This window comes from Shewanella sp. MBTL60-007 (genome assembly GCF_019654915.1).
Lineage (GTDB): Bacteria > Pseudomonadota > Gammaproteobacteria > Enterobacterales > Shewanellaceae > Shewanella.
The window spans coordinates 12,175-34,793 of sequence record NZ_BPET01000055.1 but is presented as its reverse complement, the minus strand read 5'-3'; the positions used below and the strand labels follow the sequence as shown (position 1 = coordinate 34,793).

Below are 22,619 nucleotides of genomic sequence, written 5' to 3'. Positions count from 1 at the left end.
TTAAATTTTTTAATAGCTTCAATTCGCCTTAAACTGGCGGTTATTAGATTTATGGTAAAACATTTACCTTCAAATGACTTAAAGACTTCAAATTTAATCATAGCAATAAGCCATGACAGTTCTACCCTGCTGTTAGTCATTTCTATGCGCCTGTTAATAAACGACCTGTTGATAAATTAATGGATACACTTTACAAAACAGCTAAGCTCATAATTCCTGCTAGAAACAAGCCATCATAAACCACCTCGATCACAGATGGCGTTTAGATTTACGTGAACCAACTCTCAATTACCTGAAAATGTATCAAGCTGTATCTGCGCGCAGTTGTTATAGACCTAAATGCTCGATAATCTGCGTGCTTTTGTAAAATTAGGCCGCTCACTATGTTATTAAATCGCTATCGCAACCGTGGATTTACCCTCTTAGAATTGACAGCAGTCATTATCATATTGTCAATCATCGCAGTGATCGCAACGAGTAAATACCTCAGCTTTAGTCGTGATGCTAATATTGCCCAGATAAAGGGATTAGCGGCTCAAATCAGTAAACAAAACCAGTTAATCCACAGCAAAAGCGTGATTGATAATATTGAACGCCTCGTAGGTTGTACCTTCCAGTGCGCCGACCATCCGAACTGGGACGTCCTAGTCGGCCAATACTTCATCGATGTATCAGGTACCCGTGTTTACGTGAGTTTAGGCTATCCGCTATCTCCACTCTCTTCCGGCAGCGTTATTGGTGACAATTACCGTGTAGCATTCGGCTTACCAGTGTCTAGCTTTCTGTTTACTGTAGTACCCACCAATTTAGCTTCGGTCGCAATAGTCCCAATAAAATGGCAAAGCAAGCTCAGTGCAATAAGAGACGGAGAGTTTCAGTGTCATGTTGAATACAGCGCCCCAACATCCGTACGAGCCTATAGCGTTCGCACTTATACTAAAGACTGCTAAATGCCTAATGTGCATTGACTTGTGTACGTTTAGTGATAGGCCCTAAGCTCAGAGAATAAGCTCTAAAACATCGATTTATCTCAGGACGGGGCAGTCTCAGGAAATGACAACCTCAGGAAGGGACAAGGTATGGAACAAAAAAGCCAGAATCTTATTCTGGCTTTTTAATGGCTAACGATTAAGTGGCTAGATTACTTCTCGGTCCAACGATCCATCCAGCCTAGTACATTGGCGTACCACTGTTCTAGGTTTTCAGGCGTCAAGATCCAGTGGTTTTCATCAGGATAGATGAGTAATTCTGATGGAATACCGTTGCGTTGCATATAGGTAAAGGCCGCTAAGCCTTGGCCATAAGGCACGCGGAAGTCTTTCTCTCCGTGGATCACAAGCATTGGTGTCTGCCAGTTTTCTACGTAGTTTACTGGATTAAACTTTTCATACAGCTCTTTGTTTTTCTCGTAAGTACCACCAAACTCAAACTCTGGGAACCAAAGCTCTTCAGTGACGTAGTACATTGAGCGCATATCAAACAAACCTGCATGATTAACTAGACACTTAAAGCCGTCATTCCAGTTACCTTGGATCCAGTTCATCATGTAGCCGCCATATGAACCGCCTAGCGCACATGCATTGTCACCATCTAACCACTTTTGCTGCTTAGTCACAGCAGCTAGACCCTTTTGCAGATCTTCAAGTGGCTTACCGCCCCAGTCTTGGGTAATAGAATCGGTGAAAGCTTGGCCATAACCGGTAGAACCATGGAAGTCGATCATCACTACGCCATAACCCGCCCCGGCCCATAATTGTGGGTTCCATCGGCTGCTGAACGAGTTACCAAATGAGCCTTGCGGACCACCATGAACTAAAAAGGCGATTGGGTACTTCTCACCGGCTTTATAGTTAGCAGGTTTAATCCAGTAACCATAAACCTCTTCATTGTTCCAGCCCTTAAAGCTAAATTGCTGGTACTCACCAAACTTCACTTTAGCGAGTTTCTCTTTGTTCACCTCAGTTAAACGGCTTAGATTTTGACCATCTAAATTAACGCTATAAAGATCGCCTGGCTCAACTAGACTCTTGTTGCTGAAGATAATCTTATCGCTATTAACGCCAACTATGCTGTTACTACCTTCGTTATAAATAGTCTTAACGTCACCAAACTGGGTATTAACTTCGAAGATTGATACTTGGCCAACGTCTTGTGCAGTAACGTACAGGGTTTTGTTGTCTTTACCAAAGGCTAAAGAGCTTGGGCTGCGATCCCATAACGGCGCAACCTCTTTTTCTTGCCCTGTTACGGTATCACGTAACATGATGCGGTAACGATCAGCTTCAAAACCAGGCTTTGTCATCGCAAAATAAGCTAAGTAGCGACCATCAGCTGAATAGGTCGGGTGTGCATCCCAAGCCTTATTTGATTCAGTTAAGTTCTTTGCCTCGCCACCAGCAACGCTCACCTGCCACAAGTCGTAGTTGGTGATCCAAGCCTGATCTTTTCCTGGTGCTTTGGCGGTGTAAACAAGGTGCTTGCCATCTGGCGTAAAGGTCACTTCTTCCATACCTGAGAAGGGTTTAGGCGGTGTTTCAGTATCCAGCCCCGCAGTGACATCGACAGCTGATGTGACTTTTTCACCGTTTAATTGGGCCACAAACAGGTGACTTCTTGAGTGGTCGCTCCAGGTATCCCAGTGACGAACCATCAATTGTTTGTATTCGCGTCCTGTGGTATCGCGATTGGCTTCAGCCGCAAACTTATCTTTCGAGCAGGCCAAATCTTTACACTCTGGAAAGACGCGCATATTCACTACGACTTGTTTGCCGTCCTGAGATAGCTTAAAACCCTCTACATCCAGCGGAAAATCGGTGACTTGAATCGCTTCGCCGCCATCGAGTGCAAGTTTATATACTTGGCTTGAACCGTTACGTGCGGCTAAAAAATAAATACTCTTATCATTCGGGGAAAAAGCCACACTATGCTCAGTACCCGCTGCACTTGTGATCTGTTTTGCTTGTGATGTGCTTGATGACAGATCTTGAATATAAAGGTCGCTACTCGCCTCGCCTTCTGTATCAATATTTTTCACTGCATAAACGATTTTAGTGCCATCATTAGACAGAGCTGCCGAATGAAGCTTATTCATTTTAACGAGGTCTTGTACAGTGAAAGGTGACTGTGACGCGGCTTGAGCGCTAAAGGCGGCACCCGCTGATGCAAGCGCCATTATGATTGCAGTTTTTTTCATCGTTATAGTCTTATTCTTATAGTTAAAAGCTTTTAGTGATCAACTTGTGATTGTTACTAGTCAGTTACGCAGCTTGTACATTTAAGGGTTGTTCAGCACATTAGCCAATATAAATGGCTTAAGCAATACGCCTAAGCCATTCTTAAGGCTAATGGTAAACAAATTAGCCCCTCAAAATTCACAAACCAACTTCCAGGTATTAGCCTTCTAGTTTAACTTTCCAGATAGCAGGGCCCGTTTCGTGAGCGTTGACGCCTTCAGCATCCACTGCAACAGTAACCGGCATATCCTTTACGTCGAACTCATAGATGGCTTCCATACCTAGATCTTCAAAAGCAACCACACGCGAGTGCTTAATCGCTTTAGAAACTAGATAAGCTGCACCACCAACAGCCATCAAGTAGCAAGATTTATGTTTCTTGATAGACTCCACTGTTGCAGGACCGCGTTCAGCCTTACCAATCATTCCCATCAATCCCGTCTTATCGAGCATCAGGTCAGTAAATTTATCCATGCGTGTAGCAGTCGTTGGACCCGCAGGGCCAACTACTTCATCACCGACAGGATCGACAGGACCAACGTAGTAGATAAACTTACCCTTAAAGTCGACCCCTTCAGGTAGCCCTTCACCACTTTCTATTAAGCTTTGAATGCGCTTATGCGCGGCATCACGACCCGTTAGCATCTTACCGTTAAGTAACAGGGTATCGCCGCTCTTCCACTGCTGCATCTCTTCTTGAGTCACAGTATTAAGATCGACGCGACGAACGCTCTCACCCACTTCCCAAGTAATTTCTGGCCAATCTTCCAGTGAAGGAGGGGTAAGCTCCGCAGGGCCTGTACCATCTAAGTGGAAATGAACATGGCGAGTAGCGGCACAATTTGGGATCATTACAACAGGCTTAGATGCTGCGTGGGTCGGAGCTGACTTAATCTTAATATCCAGTACCGTTGTTACACCACCTAGGCCTTGAGCACCAATACCCAGTTTGTTTGCACGTTCGAAAATATCTAGGCGGAGTTTTTCGTCTGTTGTTTGTGCTCCGCGCGCTTGCAATTCATGGATATCGACGGGATCCATCAAAGACTCTTTGGCCATTACAGCCGCTTTCTCTGCAGTCCCGCCAATACCTATACCCAGCATACCTGGTGGGCACCAACCCGCCCCCATTGTTGGTAGTGTCTTCTCTACCCACGCAGCAATGTCATCAGATGGGTTTAACATCACCATCTTAGACTTGTTTTCAGACCCACCGCCCTTTGCAGCAATAGCCACATCAACATGGTTACCCGGCACCATCTCAACATGCACAACTGATGGAGTATTGTCTTTGGTGTTCTTACGGCCACCAGCAGGATCGGCAACTATGGATGCACGCAGTGGGTTATCAGGATTGGTATAAGCGCGACGAACGCCCTCATCAACCATTTCCTGTACGGTCATATCGGTTTTATCCCACTGAACGCCCATGCCGATTTTAACGAAACAGGTTACAATACCCGTGTCTTGGCATAACGGACGTTTACCTTCGGCCGACATACGAGAATTGATAAGAATTTGTGCAATCGCATCCTTAGCGGCTGCGCTTTGTTCACGCTCATAGGCCTCAGCCATAGAATCTACAAAGTCTTTTGGGTGATAATAAGAGATATATTGTAGGGCATCAGCAACGCTTTCAATGAGATCGGCTTGCTTGATTACAGGGACTTCTTTGCTCACAGACACTTCCTTTTTAGCAGACACTTATTAATCGGCTGAAACCACATTCGCACTTGCTTGTGTGAATAACTTCAGTCGCCATTAAAGCTCACGTGTTTTGTTTTTATTACTTGTGTAAGCATTATGATACTCTTTCGCGAGTTTTAGTTAAACATCACATTTTAGATAGGGTTAATAGATGAACAAATTGACGCAAAATGCAGTTTTTACAAAGCGTCTCGATTGGAATTTAAGCACAACTGAAGTTTTCGATTTTTTTTCGGCCCTTCCTTGGTCAATTTTACTCGACTCGGCCGATGCAGATCACGTTGACGCAAAATTTGATGTGATTTGCGCCGAGCCCGTAGCCACCATTGTCACCCAAGATCAATCAACAGTTGTCACCCGAACTAAAGATAGAACACCGCTATTTAGTTTGTGCGGAAAAACCAATATGGCCCTCTCCTTGACGACCTCACATCACGGGGACCCTTTTGATGTGGTTAAACAACTCATCAACGAGTATTACCCCAAGGCTAAATCCAGTGAACAAGTCTTCTCTGGCGGTGTGATGGGCAGCTTTAATTATGATTTGGCACGCGGGATCGAAATGCTACCCACTCTAGCTCACAAAGATATATCCCTAGCTGAGATGAACCTAGGCGTTTACGACTGGGCGCTGGTGTATGATTATCAACTTAGAAACTGGCAGTTAGTCCATTATCAGTCGCAAGAGGCGTTAGAGGCGGTTGAAAAAAGGCTTAACACGGTTATCTTTAATGCCGCCAGCGATCTTGAGCAAGCCTCAACGGACTTTAAACTCACGAGCCAATGGCATAATCAGCTGTCTGAGCAAGACTATAAAGAAAGATTTAACAAGGTTCAGGCGTATCTGCACAGTGGCGATTGCTACCAAATTAACTTAACCCAAAGATTTAGTGCTGACTATAGCGGCGATGAATGGCACGCCTACAAGACACTGCGTCAAACAAATGGTGCCCCTTTTTCGGCATTTGTTCGTTTAAAAGAGCATGCGTTATTATCAATATCGCCTGAACGTTTTATTCAGCATCAAGATGGCAAAATTGAAACCAAACCCATTAAAGGCACCCTGCCAAGAGATAAAGATGCAGACCGTGACGCTGAACTCGCTATGCAGCTGAAAAGTTCTGAAAAAGATCGCGCTGAGAACTTGATGATAGTCGATCTATTGCGTAACGATATTGGCAAAGTGGCTGCTCCAGGAAGCGTCAGCGTACCTAAGCTATTTGATGTTGAGAGCTTTCCCGCCGTTCATCACCTTGTTAGCACTGTAACCGCAACGCTTAACACTGGTCTTTTCCCAACAGATCTATTAAGAGCCTGTTTTCCTGGAGGTTCGATAACTGGCGCACCGAAAATTCGGGCCATGGAGATCATAGAAGAACTTGAACCCTCTAGGAGAAGTATCTATTGTGGGTCTATTGGCTACATTAGCCAAGACGGTAAGATGGATACTAGCATTACTATTCGTACCTTAGTGGCTCAAAGAGATAGCAGTAAATCTGATAATGGCCTACCAAGTGAAGGTAAAATTTATTGCTGGGCCGGTGGTGGCATAGTCGCCGACTCTAAAGTAGACGCAGAATATCAAGAGAGTTTCGATAAAGTCAGTCGTATTTTGCCCGTACTGTCTCAACTTGGCTAATCTACACCTTGCAAATATCAATCTATGACTTGTCCCCTAACATGAATAAGGATCGATAATGAAGCTGGCAGAGTTTAGACTCAGATATAATCTCAATACTTTGCCAGATTTGGATCTTATTCACCTTGGAGAGGAACTTCGTCAAGCTGCGGTGCTAATTGCGCTTTATGAAAGGGGACAAGAACTTGAACTTATATTGACCCGTAGGCCAATTCACCTGCGAGCTCACCCGGGGCAAATTAGCTTCCCAGGCGGAAAAGTTGAGCGGTCAGATCCAAGCCATCAATTTACAGCGTTAAGAGAAGCCGAAGAGGAAATCGGCCTGCTTAGATCTAATGTCGAGGTTATCGGTGCCCTCCCAGCCCATAAGACCTTTACAGGTTTTGAGATCACCCCTTTTGTAGGCATAGTCAAACAACCCTTCGATCCAATTTTAGATCCCGGTGAAGTCGATGAGTACTTCACCGTCCCCCTTTCATTTTTACTTAAGCGTTATAATCGACATACCCAGCACTTTAAACGTAAAGGGCGGCAATACCCTGTGCACTTCATCCCTTATCAAGGTTACTTTATTTGGGGGGCTACAGCGGCTATGATCGATCTGCTTTGTAGACATCTTAGTCTTCATCCCAATGAATCACGCCTATAAGGTGTAACCCGTTCAACTTAAATCTCCGATATACCGTTATACGACAAAACGAATATATAGCCCTGCCGCTAAAGAACAGGTAAACAACAAAGGAATATTCACCCACCAGCCTAGACGGCTATGTTGGGCAACATAGAAGTTGAAACCTAAGTTGATAAAACTCAAGCCAGCACATACCCATATAATGTGCTCCAGCAAAACTGTCTGTGTAGGATCCCATTCTAGCCTCACCGCAGCGCCTTTACTCTGGTAATAGCCAATGGCCGTATCGGGGCGTGCTTTATCAAAAATCAACAACGCATAAATAGCCAGCGACCAGCCGATAATCGATAGCGTTGACAATAAGAATTGGAAAAATTTTGTTCTATTCATGCTTGCCATCCGTAGTTTTTGTCATGATTGTCGTCAGAATAACAATTTAGGTACTCAGATACCCTACTTTCCACTTGAGAAAAGCGATTATACAGGTAATATAAACCTCCAAATTATTTACAAAAACGTTTCGTTGGAGAACTAAGCAACAATGAGCATTACATCTGTCGCTTCTGTGTTTAAAGGTGACTTTGCGATCGGTTCGCAAATCACAGTACGTGGTTGGGTAAGATCCCGCCGCGATTCTAAAGCTGGGATCTCATTTCTAGCTGTTTATGACGGTTCATGTTTCGACCCTATTCAGGGTGTTGTACCAAATAATCTAGAAAATTACACCAACGAAGTGTTAAAGCTTACTGCTGGTTGCTCTGTTGTGATGACAGGTGAAGTTGTTGAGTCTCCTGGCCAAGGTCAAGCGTTTGAAATGCAAGTGACCAACATTGAGGTTGCTGGTTGGGTTGAAGATCCAGACACCTACCCTATGGCGGCTAAACGTCACTCTATCGAGCACCTTCGCGAACTTGCTCACCTTCGTCCACGCACCAACATTATTGGCGCGGTAGCACGAGTACGTAACTGCTTGTCTCAAGCTATTCACCGTTTCTATAACGAACAAGGTTATATCTGGGTTTCAACACCGCTTATCACAGCTTCAGACACTGAAGGTGCCGGTGAGATGTTCCGTGTATCGACACTCGATCTTGAGAACCTACCACGTACAGATAAAGGTACTGTCGATTACGGCGAAGACTTCTTTGGTAAAGAGTCTTTCCTAACCGTATCGGGTCAGCTAAACGCCGAAACGTATGCATGTGCACTTTCGAAAGTTTATACCTTTGGTCCTACCTTCCGCGCCGAGAACTCAAACACCAGCCGTCACTTAGCCGAGTTCTGGATGGTTGAGCCTGAAGTGGCTTATGCCGATCTAAACGATGCTGCAAAACTTGCAGAAGACATGCTGAAGTACTGTTTTAAAGCGGTACTAGAAGAGCGTCGCGATGACTTAGAGTTCTTCGCACAGCGTGTTGAGAAAACAGCGATTGAGCGTTTAGAAAACTTTGTCAACAGTGATTTTGCTCAGATCGATTACACCGATGCGATTGAAATTCTTAAAGCCTGTGATAAAGACTTTGAGTTTGATGTTGAATGGGGTATCGATTTACATTCTGAGCATGAGCGCTACCTTGCCGAAGAGCACTTCAAAGCACCTGTAGTTGTGAAGAACTATCCAAAAGATATTAAGGCATTCTACATGCGCTTAAATGATGATGGAAAAACTGTAGCAGCTATGGACGTTCTAGCTCCAGGCATCGGCGAGATCATCGGTGGTGCTCAACGTGAAGAGCGTCTAGACGTTCTTGATGCACGTCTTGCAGAGATGAACCTAAGTCAAGAAGACTACTGGTGGTACCGCGACCTACGTCGCTATGGCACGGTACCGCACGCAGGTTTTGGTCTTGGTTTTGAGCGTTTAGTTTCTTATGTAACTGGCGTTGCAAACATTCGTGACGTGATCCCGTTCCCACGTTCACCTAACTCAGCTAACTTCTAAGCGGTTATCTGAACACCTATTTAAAGCCTTTGGCAGTCATGCCAGAGGCTTTTTTATTGCTCGTTGATAAACAAGAATACACTTCTAACTCCTCCCCCCCCTCAATCTGAAACAGACCCACTGTTAACATGCAAGCAACCTAAAACTTAACAGTTTTTAAGAAAATCCATTTAAATTAATTATTTATAAGCAACTCATAGTTAAGCTACTGTTAAATAAGCTAATCAATTTAATGTGATAGAGATCACCTTCTTGGCGTTTCAGGGTCATTTTGTCCCGCTTAAAACCTATTTCATGATCTAGCTCAACTGAGTTACAACTGGTCTGTGTAGTATCTTTCAAAGAACTCAAAAGCTTGACGCATATCAATAATACACAGCTTTGTGAGGCCTAGACTGTTTTCGTTGAACACACTCCTTATAAACAAAAAAAAGGTTTAACCATGGAAACACATGAAGCCCTTTACCAGCAAGGTGTGGCGCGAATGGAACAACTTCGCAAGCTACAACCGCGTACAGGTGAAACGCTACAGCAAAAAATGGAACAAAATGGCATTACTCGTCGTGACTTTATGAAATGGAGCGCAGCGGTTACAGCCATGCTAGCCTTACCGCTCCCTTTTAGTACCTTGGTCGCAGAAGCTGCAGAGCTTGCAGATAGAGTTCCTTTAGTTTGGCTACACATGGCCGAATGCACAGGCTGTAGTGAATCACTTATCCGTACCGACACACCTAACCTAGATACCTTAATCTTTAATCATGTCTCTCTTGAGTACCATGAAACTTTGATGGCCGCAGCAGGCTGGCAAGCAGAAGAAAATCTTGAGCACGCACTCTCAGCCTATAAAGGTAACTACCTCCTTGCTGTAGAGGGCGCCGTACCTACTGCAAACAATGGCGCATTTTTAACGGTTGGCTGTAAAGGCCACACGGGACTTCATATCGTTAAAGAAGCCGCAGCGGGCGCCGCTGCGATTATATCTGTTGGTACTTGCGCCGCCTTTGGTGGTATCCAAGCTGCCGCACCTAACCCAACTGAGGCAAAAGGTGTTTACGAGGTTGTTGATAGACCCGTTATTAACCTAGGTGGCTGCCCACCAAGTGAAAAGAACATTGTCGGTACACTGATGTATTTCATCATGTTTGGTAAGTTACCAGCCCTTGACATGTTCAACCGTCCTAAGTGGGCTTACGGTGCTCGCGTTCATGATAACTGTGAACGTCGTGGCCGCTTTGACGCTGGCGAATTTGTTGAAGAGTTTGGCGATCAAGGCGCAAAAGACGGCTACTGTCTTTATAAAGTGGGTTGTAAGGGTCCTTACACCTATAACAACTGCCCAACCGAACGATTTAATCACCATACGAGTTGGCCTGTGCTTGCGGGTCATGGCTGTATTGGCTGCTCAGAGCCAAACTTCTGGGATGATATGGCCGACTTTGAAAAACCTTTAGGAAGGCAATTACTACATGGTCTTGATGCAACAAGCGACACTGTCGGCGCTGTTATTTTAGGCGCAACCGCTGTCGGTATTGGTGCACACGCCGTAGCCAGTATTTTTGCCAAATCTGAAGAGGAATAATCATGAGTAAACGTGTAGTCATAGATCCAATCACTCGTATCGAAGGACATCTGCGAGTTGAAGTCGAAGTCGACGAAAATAATGTTATTAAGAAAGCCTGGTCATCATCTACTTTATGGCGCGGCATTGAGGTGATCCTCAAGGGTCGTACACCTATGGATGTCGGCCTAATCGTACAACGTATTTGTGGTGTCTGTACCTATTCTCACTATCGCTGTGGTACAGAAGCGGTTGAGAATGCATTGGGCGTAAAGATCCCGCTAAATGCTAAGTACCTTAGAAGCTTGATGCAAACCTCGCTGTATATGCATGACCATATCGTACACTTCTATCACCTTCATGGTTTAGATTGGGTTGATGTCGTTTCGGCATTAAGCGCAGATCCAGCTCTAGCCGCGCAAGAAGCGATGAAGTATACCGCCAATCCAATCGCTGCAGGCGAAGGTGATCTACGTGCCGTACAAGAGCGCGTAAAAGGTTTAGTAGAAACAGGTAAACTAGGTCCATTTGCAAACGCATATTGGGGTAATGGCACTTATAAGTTCACGCCAGAACAGAACCTAATCGCCGTGTCTCATTACCTTAAGGCTCTAGAAATTCAGCGTGTCGCCGCTGAAATGCTAGCTATCTTCGGTGGTAAATCACCTCACCCACAATCAATCGTTGTTGGTGGCGTCACTTCTGTACGCGACATGCTAAGTCCTGCTCGCTTACAAGAGTGGAAACAAAAGCATGAGATCGTTCAAGACTTTATCATTCGTGCTTATAAGGCTGATATCGTGATGGCCGCAGCAGCATTTGGCTCTGAGCCGAGTGTATTAGGTGGCGTTAACGTTAAGAACTTCTTAGCCACGGATGATTTCCTACTTGGCGATGGTCAGTACATGTTTAACCAAGGCGTTATCATGAATGGCGATCTTGCCAATGTGAGCGACCTTGATCCTGACAAGATAGCAGAAGACGCAACGCACGCTTGGTATAAGGCCGATGCGCCACAGCACCCATATGATGGTACTACAGTCCCCGACTACACCGGCTTTGTGGAGCGCGATACCGTTTACGGTAAGCTACCAACAGTCGATGGCGATGGTAAATACACCTGGGTTAAATCACCACGCTATAACGGTGAGCCAGTTGAAGTGGGTCCATTAGCAAGCTTACTCGTGAGCTATGCCCGTGGTAACCAAGTGGTAGTTGACTCTGTCAACGGCTTACTAGAAGCGACCGGACTACCTGTAGAGGCGCTATTTACCACACTAGGCCGTACAGCAGCACGTATGTTGCAAACCGTTATCGTTGCCGAAGAAGGTCTTAAGACATTCGATGCAATGTTAACTAACATGCAATCAGATGAGGCGACTTACGTTAAGCCTGAAATTGACTCAAGCAAAGAATATGTCGGCCACGCCATGATTGAAGCGCCACGCGGCATGCTCAGCCACTGGATCCGCATTAAAAATGGCTTAGTCGAGAACTACCAAGCCGTCGTACCTACGACTTGGAACGCAGGTCCTGTAGATGCTAACGGTCAAATGGGACCTTATGAGGCTTCACTCATCGGCTTAAAGCTTGAAGATCCGACTAAGCCTCTCGAGGTTATCCGTATTATTCACTCGTTTGACCCTTGTATGGCGTGCGCTGTGCACGTGATGGATTACAAAGGCCAGAATCTCGGTGAATTTAAAATTGATCCCAACGGATTTTAATCAAGGGGGATAACATGGCAACTCAATCTGCGCCCTACCAAAGGGAACTGATCTTTGGTGCTGCAATAAGGATATTTCACTGGCTAAGAGCTTTAGCCATTCTTGTATTGGTTATAACCGGGTTTTATATCGCGTGGCCTTTCTTGGTCGCGCCAGATAACTCGGATGTATTGGTACAGGGCTATATTCGAGCAGCTCATCAGATCTTTGGATTTGTTTTAGTCGCAATCACTATCGTTCGGGCTTACCTATTCTTTTTCGGTAAGAGTGACATCGAACGTCGTTCTTTTAAAGATGTGATGAGCGTTAAGAGTTGGATCACTCAGCTTAAGTCTTACCTATGGATGGGACATTTAGACAAAGCTGGAGTGTATGGTCCGCTACAGTTCGTGACTTACTTTGCAATATCTGTCGTTGCTCTTTTGATCTGCATTACAGGACTCGTCTTGTATGCCAATGTATATCACGAAGGTCTTGGTGGCTTACTTGCACCTATGGCTAACTGGATCACTGCATTGATGGGTGGATTAGCACCGGTTCGGATCTGGCACCACTACCTAACCTGGGTATTTATCATCTTTGTGGTAATACACGTTTATATGGCAGTTTGGTCAGGAATTCGCTTTAAGCACAACTCAGTGGACTCTATCGTCTCTGGTTATGACTACCATAAGAAAAAATAATAAAAGGAAAACATGAAGATATTGCTACTTGGTATTGGCAATGTCCTGTACGCCGATGAGGGCATCGGCGTACATTTCGTCAATTACATCCAAGAAAACTACCGTTTCCACCATCAGATAGATCAGCTTGATATGCTTGATGGTGGAACACTTGCCCAAGGTCTTATTCCTACACTTTGTCATTACGACTACCTCATCGTCGTTGATACCGTCAACGCCAATGGTGTCGCTCCAGGTGAAGTCTATTTCTTTGATTTCGACAAGGCTCCAGCCGAAATTGACTGGCAAGGCAGTGCCCATGAAGTGGAAATGCTACAAACCCTCATAATGATGGAGATGGTCGGAGATAGACCAAAAACATTCGTTCTAGGCGTTACCCCAACAGTTCTAGAACCAATGACCCTAGGATTAACTGAACAGATTCAGGCCGCCGTGCCTTTGATGGAGAAAACACTACTGAGCCACATGGACTCTTTAGGTTTTACTCACCAGCGTATTGCAAACATTGATATAAACAGTCTCATTCCCGACTCATACAAACGTGGCTTAACTTTAGATGAAGAATATTAGATTTGAGTTTAATTGTACCCGCGATGTGCCATTTTACGCGCACCTCTGCAATCAATACCTGCAAAACGAACAATATGACGTAACCATAGGCAAGCAAGATCACCTTTACTACATTGAAGCCCAAGGTGAACAACCACAACTAGAACAACTTGCTGACGCGATTGCTAATGACTTCTTAATTTCAACTTGGTTAGTAAAGCCTCAGATAAAAGCCATTGAATCCCCCATCGGGAATAAGAAGCTACTCCCACTCGCCCCCCTCGAACTTGAGTACTGTCAGCATTGCCAACCCCTGCTTGGTGATAATCAAGCCAAACACTTTGGTGACATTGGATTCAACTGCCCTTGCTGTCAGGCCCACACTCGCATATCTGCCGCGGAGCAAGCCGTTTCTTTAGCCGATGCCAAAGCACTCGTTAAACAGCTCGATACTCTAGGCGCAATTCAGCTAACTCAAGGCAAAGACAATACCGGCCCGGTTATCAGTTTCTACCCTATTGAAAACCAACCAATCGAAAACCGCCATCAGTTGGTGATCTGCAACCCCAACAATCTTCACGCGCATTTTTCGGTAAACGATAGCCAAATACTTGCGCTTTCTAGTATCGAAAAGCCGTTTATTAGAGCAAGGCCTATCAGCAGCCACCCAAGATTAAAGCAACCTCTATATGAACTTAGCTTTGCAAATTCTCGGCTATTATTAGTGATTTGCGAGATCCTTAGGCAACAGGGTACTGATTATATCTATATAGCAAATGCCCATAACCCCAAAATTGCCATGCTAGACGCTAAATGGGCGCTAATTGAAACCCCGCCAACTTCACATAAGATCATGATTGAAGCGCCGCGCCAACCTTTGCACGATGATGCTGAGGCTGGAAGTTATCAAGCAAGATGGAAAAACAATCAAGTTGAGATAAGCGTTAACCCCACAGCAGCCAATAAAGGCGCACCGATTGATAATGCAGCAAGTTGTGCTCTACATGGCGCGATAGTCAACGATAATAAGCCTAAAAATGTAGCCGCTTTATACTTTAGTCGCTCCAATAAGACCCAGATTGTAACCTTAGACAGTAAACAGCAATTAGAGCTATTCTTTGAATTTCCAAGCTTACCGGATAACGGCTACGACATAGTGCATCATCTTGAACTGTCGCCTCAAAAGAACTTACTGGATAAATTCAAGACACGTTATCCCGAAGACTACCTAAAGCTCTTATCCTTAAAGCTTCCCCCGCCGACCGATAATATAGAGTCTCTTTTAGCGATCACCGCGATCTTCCTTGGCGCTGGCAGCAAAATAAGTGAGCCAAGTAACGTAAGTAAGACTGAGCTCTGTGATTACGTAGTCGCTCGAGCTATGTGCCATAAAGGGGCTAATGCCCCTAGAGTCGATTTCCCCTTAACGCGCGGCGAAGCCTTTAGAAGCCTGAACTGGTGTAAAACATTAGGTACGATTATCAGCTTTAGGCTCGCCGAGGAGGAAAACATCGATAAACTTGCCTTTGGTATACACGACTCTTTCGCTGATTACCTCTGTAACTGGATTGAGCACCTAGATCAGAATATCTGCATTAAATCTGTCGTTCTCGCGGGTGATAGCTTCGCCAATGAGGTATTAGCACAAAGAGTTGCACTGCGACTCGGTAAAAACTTTACCCTCAACACCAATCCAAAAATGGATCTTGACGGCTTAAATATCGCCGCTGGTGGTTTATACCTTAAGCAGCGTAGACGCTAACTAGCTGTGACCGCATATATGACAAAAAACCTGACTATGTGTCGTTTACAGCTAAAGATCACCGGCATCGTACAAGGTGTCGGTTTTCGCCCATTTGTATATCGGTTAGCCCATGAACTCAAGCTAACTGGAAACGTGCTTAATAATAGTGAAGGAGTCACGATAGAGGCTCAGGGGCAAGCTTGCGATCTGGCTTTATTTGAAGCGGCCTTTAGAGATCAGCCGCCACCACTCGCGCGGATTGACAGTATTGATGTCACTCCACTACCAGTGGTAAGTGATTGCGACAAGTTTAGTATTGTACATAGCGAAAAAGAAAGTCTTGCCGTTGTAGCCGTATCATCTGACAAATGCACCTGTAAAGACTGCTTTGATGATATTGCAGATATTAACAATCGCCACTTTCGATACCCGTTCACCAATTGTACAAATTGCGGCCCTAGGTATTCACTGATCAATGGTCTGCCCTATGACAGACCCAATACTGCCATGGCTGATTTTGAGATGTGCCCAGAGTGCGAGAGAGCCTATTTAGACCCGATGGATAGGCGTTACCATGCTCAACCCGTTAGCTGTCCTCAGTGCGGCCCACAATTAAGCTTCAAGCAAGCCGACCTGACACTGCTCAGCAATAAAGAAAGTGCCCTTGAAGATGCGATAGAGGCATTAATTAAAGGCAAAATACTCGCCATTAAAGGCATTGGCGGATTTCATCTAGTTTGTGATGCGACCAACGATAGCAGTGTGAGTCTGATGCGCCAGCGAAAGAATCGCCCTGCTAAACCATTTGCTGTGATGGTTGAAAATATTGATACCGCTAAGCAACTCGTTACAGGTAGCACAGCAGAGTGGCAGATCCTTAGCAGCGCTGAGCGCCCTATTACCTTGATGCGCAAAATCGATTCTCAAAATGCCCAGCCAGCACTTAGCCATCTCGTTGCACCAGAGATAGACCGACTCGGAATCTTTCTACCTTATACGCCTTTGCACCAACTCCTGCTTGATGGGATTAAGCGTCCCTTGGTCATGACCAGCGCAAACCTCTCCGGTGAGCCAATCATCACCAATAGCGAGGCAATTAAAACCAAGCTAGCCCATGTGATCGATAATATTCTCGATCACGACCGTCCAATATTAAATGGCTGTGACGATAGTGTCGTGCAGGTAATAAACGACAAACTACAGGTGCTGCGTCTAGCAAGGGGGTACGCACCACTCTCTTTCTATAGCGAGCAGGCACTGGAAGGAAACATACTTGCTGTTGGCGCCCAACAAAAAAACAGTATCTGTTTCGGTTTTAATCATAACCTGTTTCTGAGTCCCCATATCGGCGATCTAGTGTCGATTGAAGCTGAGGAGTTTTTCCACCACACCCTAAATACCTTTTCAAGATTATATGGCTTTACCGCCGACCGCCTCGTCCATGACAGCCATCCCGACTACGCTACCAGTCGCTGGGCTCAATCCCAAGGCGTTGCTCGTACATCTTCGGTGCAACATCACTATGCTCATGTCTTGAGCGTAATGGCGGCTAATAATATTACCACCCCGGTTCTAGGTTTTAGTTTTGATGGAACTGGATTAGGTGATGACAATACACTTTGGGGTGGAGAGTTGCTGCTGTGTGATGTCAATCAATACCAGCGGCAAGCTAGACTCAGTACCTTTGCGCTTATTGGAGGTGAGCAGGCGATTAAACAACCTGTACGGGTTTTACTTGCAATTATGCTTGAAAAATATTCACCAGAAGAGATCAAACAGCTTGATATTCCGGCGCTAAAGGCACTCTCTCCAATATTGTTTAGCAACCTAGTTAAGCTTTGGCAGGCAGGTACGAGTATTAAAACCTCATCAATAGGAAGATTGTTCGATGCCGTAGCTGTGGCGCTTGGAATGATCAACGAGATTCAATATGAAGGACAGGCTGGGATCTTAATTGAAACTGCAGCCAACTCGCTGAGCTCCGCTTCTGATCTGAATAATTTTGATAGCCAATCTGAACTTCAACAGCTAAACAGCAACAGCCGTGATTGCCCCACTGAACACTATCAACCAATTTGCTTTGATATAAAGCTGTCAAACGGTCAATGGAATAGCTCAGACCTGCTACAGCAAATTGTGGAGCAAATTACTCTGGCACCGCTCACTCCTTTGCGTGTTGCACTTATTGCAAAAGCCTTTATGGACGCGCTATGCGATATGGTTTGCGAAAGCGCAAAACCGCACTTAACGACTCCAATCGTACTTTGCGGCGGGGTATTTCAAAACCGATATCTACTAGAGCGCTGTGAAAAACAACTTACCGCACAAGGTAATCAACTGCTATCAAGCAAAAATGTGCCGATAAACGATGCCGGCGTAGCACTTGGCCAATTGTGGCATGCAATGCATAACCAACATGTGTGATAAATATCACCCGACAATAAACACAAATCTGATTTGCATCAAGGTCGATACTGACAACCTAAGTGACAATCATTTAAAACTAAAATAAACGGAGTTACCTATGTGCCAAGACTGTGGTTGTTCGATCACCCGTCATGATCATCTTTTAAGTTCAGGTCATTCGCATTCTAATACTGACGAAAATATCGCTAGCAACCCGCAACTTAATGACAAAAAAACCCTTTCTATCATTCATAAAATTTTAGATAAGAACGATATTGAGGCGCAGCATAATCGAGCGCATTTTGAAGCAAAAGGCATCAAAGCATTTAACTTAATGAGTAGCCCTGGTAGCGGAAAAACCACGTTGCTTGAGCATTTACATCAATACACCGAACTCAAATATGCCGTTATAGAAGGCGATCTTGAGACCTCAAGGGATGCTGACAGACTTAAGGCGAAAGGTATTGACGCCTATCAGATCCAAACTGGGGCAGCCTGTCACTTAGATGCGTTTATGGTGCATAGCGCCCTGCATCATATTAATTTAGATCCAATTGATATCTGCTTTGTCGAAAACGTTGGCAACTTAGTCTGCCCTGCAAGTTATGATGTAGGCACCCATAAGAATATCGTGCTGCTTTCTGTACCTGAGGGCGATGACAAAATTGAAAAATACCCGGTAATGTTCCGCCGTGCTGACTTAGTGTTGATCACAAAGTCTGATCTCATGCCCTACTTTGACTTCAGCATGGAAGAATCCCGTGCTCAGCTAAAGAAGCTGAACCCTAATGTCGAGCTATTAGAGGTTTCTGTCAAAGATCCTCAATCCCTAATCAAAGTAGCTGATTGGTTGCTTCAACAATCAGGAGTTCCAGCCTAATGTGTCTTTCTATTCCATCACAAGTTATCGCACTACATGAAGACGAGCAAGCGGTAACAGTTGATACCATGGGCGTCAAGCGTAAGGTAAGTAGTCATCTAATGGCTGATGCATTAGAAATAGGTGACTACGTTCTAATCCATATCGGCTTTGTTATGAACAAAATCGATAAAGCTGACGCCATGGAGAGCTTAGCTCTGTATCGAGAAATTGTAGAGAAACTCGAACAAGAACAGCAGGAGTCTTAATGATAGCCCTAACCGAGCTTTACAAAGGCTTCAGAGATCCTGAAGTCATTCGATCTTTAGCGAAAGAAATTGCCGCTTATGCAAGCTTAATCGATGGCAATGTTAATATTATGGAGGTGTGCGGCGGACATACCCACACAATCATGAAGTATGGCTTAAACCAGTTATTGCCAGATAATATCGACTTTATACATGGCCCTGGCTGCCCTGTTTGCATCATGCCAAAAGAGCGAATCGATCATGCTGCCGCTTTGGCGAGTTTACCGGATACTATTTTGGTGACACTTGGCGACATGATCCGTGTTCCAGGTTCGAAAGGCAGCTTGGCTAACTTCCGTGCCAATGGCTGTGACATTAGGCCTATCTATGATCCCTTAGATACCTTACAAATAGCTACCGACAACCCCGATAAAACCGTTGTTTTCTTTGCTATAGGCTTCGAAACCTCCACTCCAATGACTGCAGTACTTATTGATCAAGCCGAGCAACGTGACATAAAAAACTTGGTTTTTCATATCAACCACGTTCTTGTTCCACCAGCGATGGATGCGGTTATGGCCGATCCAAACGTCAAGGTGAACGCCTTTATCGGCCCAGCACATGTTAGTGTGATCAGTGGAGCCAAAGTCTATCGCCCTGCAGTGACCGATTATAACACCCCTGTCGTGGTGTCTGGCTTTGAACCTGTAGATGTAATGCAATCCATTTTGATGATTGTGAAGCAAAAAGCAGCGTCGAAGGCAGAGCTAGAAAATCAGTACAGCCGCTCGGTTTCTGAAGATGGCAACCTTGCCGCACAAGAAATAGTCAACCGTTATTTTAAGGTTAGAGACAATTTCCGCTGGCGCGGTCTCGGTCCCATCCCCTCTTCAGCATTAATGTTAAGAGAGGAATACGCTCACAGAGATGCCGAACACGTTTTTGCTGCACACCTACCCAATGATGAAATTGACGATCATAAAGCCTGCCAGTGCGGTGACATTCTTAGAGGCTTATGCAAACCCAAGGACTGCAAGGTATTTGGCCGCGGTTGCACACCTGAAACCCCTTTAGGCAGCTGCATGGTCAGCTCAGAAGGCGCGTGTAACGCCTACTATCGCTATAATGGAGTAACAGAATGAATCAAACCACTTCCAAGAAAGTCGTACAACTCAGTCATGGTGGCGGTGGTAAAGAGATGAACCACCTAATTAAAGATCTGTTCTTTAAAGCATTCGATAATCCAATTTTACGTAGCGAAGAAGACTCGGCGGTTTTGCATTTTAACGGAGATGTCGCCTTTACTACCGACTCCTTCACCGTAGCGCCATTATTTTTTTCTGGTGGCGACATAGGTAAGCTTTCCATAGCTGGCACCGTTAATGACTTAGCCATGATGGCCGCAGAACCACAGTATCTCAGTTGCAGCTTTATCATTGAAGAAGGTTTTGAGATTACTAAGTTAAAAACCATCGTCGAAAGCATGGCCAAGGAGCTGAAGCAATCTGGTGCGCGTATTGTTTGTGGAGACACAAAGGTGGTTCCGCGAGGTTGCGCCGATGGACTGTTCATCAATACCACAGGCGTAGGTCGTATATTACGAAAAGGCATATCTGTAAAAAGTGTAGCCGAAGACGATGTGATTATTGTCTCTCGCGATATCGGTCGTCACGGAGCCTCAATTTTGATGGCTCGTGAGGGCCTAACGCTCGATTCAGATCTAACCAGTGACTGCGCCACGTTATGGCCAATTGTCGAACAGCTCATTGCTGCAAATATCGAGATCCACGCTATGCGAGACGCTACCCGTGGCGGACTATCTGCGGTTCTCAATGAATGGGCTGTGGCATCCGATGTTGAGATCAATGTGAAAGAAGAAGCGATCCCAGTTTGCGATGAAGTCAGAGGCCTATGTGAGCTTTATGGCTTCGAGCCGTTTGATCTTGCTAATGAAGGTACCTTTATTCTCGCCGTACCAAGAGAGAGTGCCGATGCAACATTGGAGATTATGAAGCGATTTTGTCACTGCGAGCAAGCAGCCATTATTGGAGAGGTCAACCAAAATCGAAAAGGTAAAGTGATATTGAACACTCCTTGGGGGAGCACGCGATATCTAGACTTACCTCAGGGTGAACTACTGCCGAGGATCTGCTAGTGCATGAGTACTCCATTGTTACGGCATTAATCGAAGAGTGTGAACGCCATGCTTTGGCGAATAACGCTAACAAGATAAGCCGAGTCGAAATTAAACTTGGGATCTTAAGTGGTGTGGAGCCTGAGTTACTCAAAACGGCTTTTGAAACCTTCAAATTAGAGGGGATCTGTCGAGAAGCCAAGCTAGTAATGAATATCCAACCCTTGGTACTGTCATGTTTAACTTGCGGTAAAACTACTGAGCATAGTGAGCGAAGCGTCATTTGCAGTCACTGTCAAAGTGATCAAACAAAAGTGCTCGATGGTGAAGATATGCTGCTAATGCAACTTGAGCTAGAGCAAGGTTAACAAGCTAGCGAAATAAGCCCTACTCGGTAGGGCTTATTGTTATTGGGTTGAGCCTCGCAGAAGCCGATAAAGCTAAACTTAACCTAGTCGACAGGGCATTAATTTTAAGTCCGCAGCTTTATAATCAATAACCCGCATGCTGAAATTCATCAGAAATCTCAGCTTTAGCTCTTTTCAAGTTTTTCTGAGCTTGTTCAAAATAACTAGGCGATGTATCTATCGCTCGCTCAAATAATGCAATCGCCTTTTCATACTGCCCTTCTAGCATCAAGAAGTAACCTAAATCATTTAAGGCGTCGGCTGGAGACATGGTCCGCTCAAATGTGGCTAACGCACGTTTATAAAGCCCCTTACGAACATAGACCAGCCCCAAGTTGGTCCAAGCACGATCGAAATTTGAGTCTTGGCGTATTGCTTGACGCAGATACTTTTCGGCCATGCTGAGTTCACCCGTTAAGTAATAAGAATACCCCAAATTGGTAATAAGCACCGCAGAATGCGGCTGTAACTCTAATATTAGCCTGAAGTACTCTCTAGCTTTTTGATGGTTATTCTCAACATCCTCTAAAATAGCTATAGCATTATACACTCGTGCCGGAGAATCTTGATTTGGTACCACAAACCCTCCTACAACTGACTTAACCTCAAGTTGTGCGAGTCTGTTTTGATCCAGTTCAATCGCCTTTTCTAAATGTAAACGTGCTTTGCTGTACTGACGCTTATCCATACTAATGACCCCAAGATCTGCATGAACCATCATTAGATTAGGATCGAGGCTGAGAGCTTCATTATATGCTCTATAGGCGATATCGAGATTGCCTCTCATGGTATGAATCCGCCCGATTTGATAAAAGGTTTCCGGATTTTTTGCATTAAAATCTAACGCTTGGATATAGGCGTATAATGCTTTTTCAAGGTTGCCTGATTGCTCCTCGGTTCGGGCTTTAATTAATGCGTCCTCTTCCGTTTTGGGAGCGGAAAAGTCCGATGCAATCGATGAGAGCGTTCCAACATCCAATAAATCTTGGCGTTCAGGTTCCTTAACCTCTACAGGCACCTCTTCAGGAGTAGAGCTACAAGCTGTTACGCCAAACAAAAGGCTTAACATTAGCAAAGCTTTAGCCAGTGGAATAAAAGATGCTTTATAACCTTTACTAAACGGTATCAATCTCATGCTCATATCCATCCCCT

Annotated in this window: 19 protein-coding genes; 15 read left to right on the top strand and 4 right to left on the bottom strand. The window is 44.9% G+C overall.

The annotated features are described in order from the left end of the window. Window positions 1-383 precede the first annotated feature (383 nt). Window positions 384-950 carry a prepilin-type N-terminal cleavage/methylation domain-containing protein gene (locus K5Q92_RS18625; protein ID WP_220770390.1) on the top strand — a complete coding sequence of 189 codons (567 nt, stop codon included), beginning with the start codon at window positions 384-386 and terminating at the stop codon, window positions 948-950. Window positions 951-1,141: 191 nt separating this feature from the next. On the opposite strand, the gene K5Q92_RS18620 is transcribed toward K5Q92_RS18625, so the two are convergent. After that, entirely contained in the window at window positions 1,142-3,193 is a 2,052-nt protein-coding gene (locus tag K5Q92_RS18620; RefSeq protein ID WP_220770389.1) for a S9 family peptidase, read from the bottom strand. A gap of 199 nt (window positions 3,194-3,392) precedes the next feature. Continuing rightward, window positions 3,393-4,913: a fumarate hydratase gene (locus tag K5Q92_RS18615; protein WP_220770388.1), complete on the bottom strand. Its 1,521-nt coding sequence runs from the start codon at window positions 4,911-4,913 to the stop codon at window positions 3,393-3,395. A 178-nt stretch (window positions 4,914-5,091) separates the two neighbouring features. Between K5Q92_RS18615 and pabB the strand changes: the two genes are divergently transcribed. Both pabB and K5Q92_RS18605 read left to right on the top strand, forming a co-directional pair. Beyond that, window positions 5,092-6,579, top strand: coding sequence for an aminodeoxychorismate synthase component I (gene pabB / locus K5Q92_RS18610; protein ID WP_220770387.1), 1,488 nt, complete (start codon window positions 5,092-5,094; stop codon window positions 6,577-6,579). 58 nt (window positions 6,580-6,637) lie between these two features. After that, window positions 6,638-7,228 carry a CoA pyrophosphatase gene (locus K5Q92_RS18605; RefSeq protein ID WP_220770386.1) on the top strand — a complete coding sequence of 197 codons (591 nt, stop codon included), beginning with the start codon at window positions 6,638-6,640 and terminating at the stop codon, window positions 7,226-7,228. A gap of 36 nt (window positions 7,229-7,264) precedes the next feature. On the opposite strand, the gene K5Q92_RS18600 is transcribed toward K5Q92_RS18605, so the two are convergent. Further along, a complete protein-coding gene (locus tag K5Q92_RS18600) occupies window positions 7,265-7,600 on the bottom strand; it encodes a hypothetical protein (RefSeq protein WP_220770385.1) in 336 nt (111 codons plus the stop codon). Between the two features lie 151 nt (window positions 7,601-7,751). Between K5Q92_RS18600 and asnS the strand changes: the two genes are divergently transcribed. From asnS to K5Q92_RS18540, 12 genes are all read left to right on the top strand, one after another. Beyond that, window positions 7,752-9,152: an asparagine--tRNA ligase gene (gene asnS, locus K5Q92_RS18595; RefSeq protein WP_220770384.1), complete on the top strand. Its 1,401-nt coding sequence runs from the start codon at window positions 7,752-7,754 to the stop codon at window positions 9,150-9,152. A gap of 442 nt (window positions 9,153-9,594) precedes the next feature. Further along, window positions 9,595-10,731: a nickel-dependent hydrogenase small subunit gene (gene hyaA, locus K5Q92_RS18590; protein WP_220770383.1), complete on the top strand. Its 1,137-nt coding sequence runs from the start codon at window positions 9,595-9,597 to the stop codon at window positions 10,729-10,731. Window positions 10,732-10,733: 2 nt separating this feature from the next. Beyond that, window positions 10,734-12,437, top strand: coding sequence for a nickel-dependent hydrogenase large subunit (gene hyaB, locus K5Q92_RS18585; protein WP_220770382.1), 1,704 nt, complete (start codon window positions 10,734-10,736; stop codon window positions 12,435-12,437). A 14-nt stretch (window positions 12,438-12,451) separates the two neighbouring features. After that, entirely contained in the window at window positions 12,452-13,120 is a 669-nt protein-coding gene (gene cybH, locus K5Q92_RS18580; protein WP_220770381.1) for a Ni/Fe-hydrogenase, b-type cytochrome subunit, read from the top strand. A 12-nt stretch (window positions 13,121-13,132) separates the two neighbouring features. Beyond that, on the top strand, window positions 13,133-13,690 hold the full coding sequence (locus tag K5Q92_RS18575) for a HyaD/HybD family hydrogenase maturation endopeptidase (protein ID WP_220770380.1): 558 nt from the start codon (window positions 13,133-13,135) through the stop codon (window positions 13,688-13,690). Next, window positions 13,677-15,431 (top strand): NiFe hydrogenase, encoded by a 1,755-nt coding sequence (locus tag K5Q92_RS18570; protein ID WP_220770379.1) that lies wholly within the window; start codon window positions 13,677-13,679, stop codon window positions 15,429-15,431. Before K5Q92_RS18575 ends, K5Q92_RS18570 begins: the two co-directional genes overlap by 14 nt. An 18-nt stretch (window positions 15,432-15,449) precedes the next feature. Beyond that, entirely contained in the window at window positions 15,450-17,837 is a 2,388-nt protein-coding gene (gene hypF / locus K5Q92_RS18565) for a carbamoyltransferase HypF (RefSeq protein ID WP_220770378.1), read from the top strand. Window positions 17,838-17,937: 100 nt separating this feature from the next. Then, on the top strand, window positions 17,938-18,699 hold the full coding sequence (hypB, locus tag K5Q92_RS18560) for a hydrogenase nickel incorporation protein HypB (RefSeq protein ID WP_220770377.1): 762 nt from the start codon (window positions 17,938-17,940) through the stop codon (window positions 18,697-18,699). Next, the gene (locus K5Q92_RS18555; protein WP_202722100.1) at window positions 18,699-18,947 is read left to right on the top strand and encodes a HypC/HybG/HupF family hydrogenase formation chaperone; all 249 of its coding nucleotides are present in this window, start codon (window positions 18,699-18,701) and stop codon (window positions 18,945-18,947) included. Before hypB ends, K5Q92_RS18555 begins: the two co-directional genes overlap by 1 nt. Continuing rightward, complete coding sequence (gene hypD / locus K5Q92_RS18550) at window positions 18,947-20,068, top strand: hydrogenase formation protein HypD (RefSeq protein ID WP_220770376.1); 1,122 nt, start codon at window positions 18,947-18,949, stop codon at window positions 20,066-20,068. Before K5Q92_RS18555 ends, hypD begins: the two co-directional genes overlap by 1 nt. Continuing rightward, window positions 20,065-21,081, top strand: coding sequence for a hydrogenase expression/formation protein HypE (gene hypE, locus K5Q92_RS18545; RefSeq protein ID WP_220770375.1), 1,017 nt, complete (start codon window positions 20,065-20,067; stop codon window positions 21,079-21,081). Before hypD ends, hypE begins: the two co-directional genes overlap by 4 nt. After that, window positions 21,081-21,428 carry a hydrogenase maturation nickel metallochaperone HypA gene (locus K5Q92_RS18540; RefSeq protein WP_220770374.1) on the top strand — a complete coding sequence of 116 codons (348 nt, stop codon included), beginning with the start codon at window positions 21,081-21,083 and terminating at the stop codon, window positions 21,426-21,428. The genes hypE and K5Q92_RS18540 overlap by 1 nt, the downstream gene beginning before the upstream one ends. Before the next feature lie 124 nt (window positions 21,429-21,552). Here the strand turns inward: K5Q92_RS18540 and K5Q92_RS18535 are convergent, their stop codons facing one another. Next, window positions 21,553-22,608, bottom strand: a complete 1,056-nt coding sequence (locus tag K5Q92_RS18535) for a lipopolysaccharide assembly protein LapB (RefSeq protein ID WP_220770373.1) — start codon at window positions 22,606-22,608, stop codon at window positions 21,553-21,555. Window positions 22,609-22,619: the final 11 nt, after the last annotated feature.

Bases quoted from the DNA above. Each gene is read 5' to 3' on its own strand.
- K5Q92_RS18625 (WP_220770390.1), top strand. From the start codon at position 384: ATGTTATTAAATCGCTATCGCAACCGTGGATTTACCCTCTTAGAATTG.
- K5Q92_RS18620 (WP_220770389.1), bottom strand. From the start codon at position 3,193: ATGAAAAAAACTGCAATCATAATGGCGCTTGCATCAGCGGGTGCCGCC.
- pabB (WP_220770387.1), top strand. From the start codon at position 5,092: ATGAACAAATTGACGCAAAATGCAGTTTTTACAAAGCGTCTCGATTGG.
- K5Q92_RS18605 (WP_220770386.1), top strand. From the start codon at position 6,638: ATGAAGCTGGCAGAGTTTAGACTCAGATATAATCTCAATACTTTGCCA.
- K5Q92_RS18600 (WP_220770385.1), bottom strand. From the start codon at position 7,600: ATGAATAGAACAAAATTTTTCCAATTCTTATTGTCAACGCTATCGATT.
- asnS (WP_220770384.1), top strand. From the start codon at position 7,752: ATGAGCATTACATCTGTCGCTTCTGTGTTTAAAGGTGACTTTGCGATC.
- hyaA (WP_220770383.1), top strand. From the start codon at position 9,595: ATGGAAACACATGAAGCCCTTTACCAGCAAGGTGTGGCGCGAATGGAA.
- hyaB (WP_220770382.1), top strand. From the start codon at position 10,734: ATGAGTAAACGTGTAGTCATAGATCCAATCACTCGTATCGAAGGACAT.
- cybH (WP_220770381.1), top strand. From the start codon at position 12,452: ATGGCAACTCAATCTGCGCCCTACCAAAGGGAACTGATCTTTGGTGCT.
- K5Q92_RS18575 (WP_220770380.1), top strand. From the start codon at position 13,133: ATGAAGATATTGCTACTTGGTATTGGCAATGTCCTGTACGCCGATGAG.
- K5Q92_RS18570 (WP_220770379.1), top strand. From the start codon at position 13,677: ATGAAGAATATTAGATTTGAGTTTAATTGTACCCGCGATGTGCCATTT.
- hypF (WP_220770378.1), top strand. From the start codon at position 15,450: ATGACAAAAAACCTGACTATGTGTCGTTTACAGCTAAAGATCACCGGC.
- hypB (WP_220770377.1), top strand. From the start codon at position 17,938: ATGTGCCAAGACTGTGGTTGTTCGATCACCCGTCATGATCATCTTTTA.
- K5Q92_RS18555 (WP_202722100.1), top strand. From the start codon at position 18,699: ATGTGTCTTTCTATTCCATCACAAGTTATCGCACTACATGAAGACGAG.
- hypD (WP_220770376.1), top strand. From the start codon at position 18,947: ATGATAGCCCTAACCGAGCTTTACAAAGGCTTCAGAGATCCTGAAGTC.
- hypE (WP_220770375.1), top strand. From the start codon at position 20,065: ATGAATCAAACCACTTCCAAGAAAGTCGTACAACTCAGTCATGGTGGC.
- K5Q92_RS18535 (WP_220770373.1), bottom strand. From the start codon at position 22,608: ATGAGCATGAGATTGATACCGTTTAGTAAAGGTTATAAAGCATCTTTT.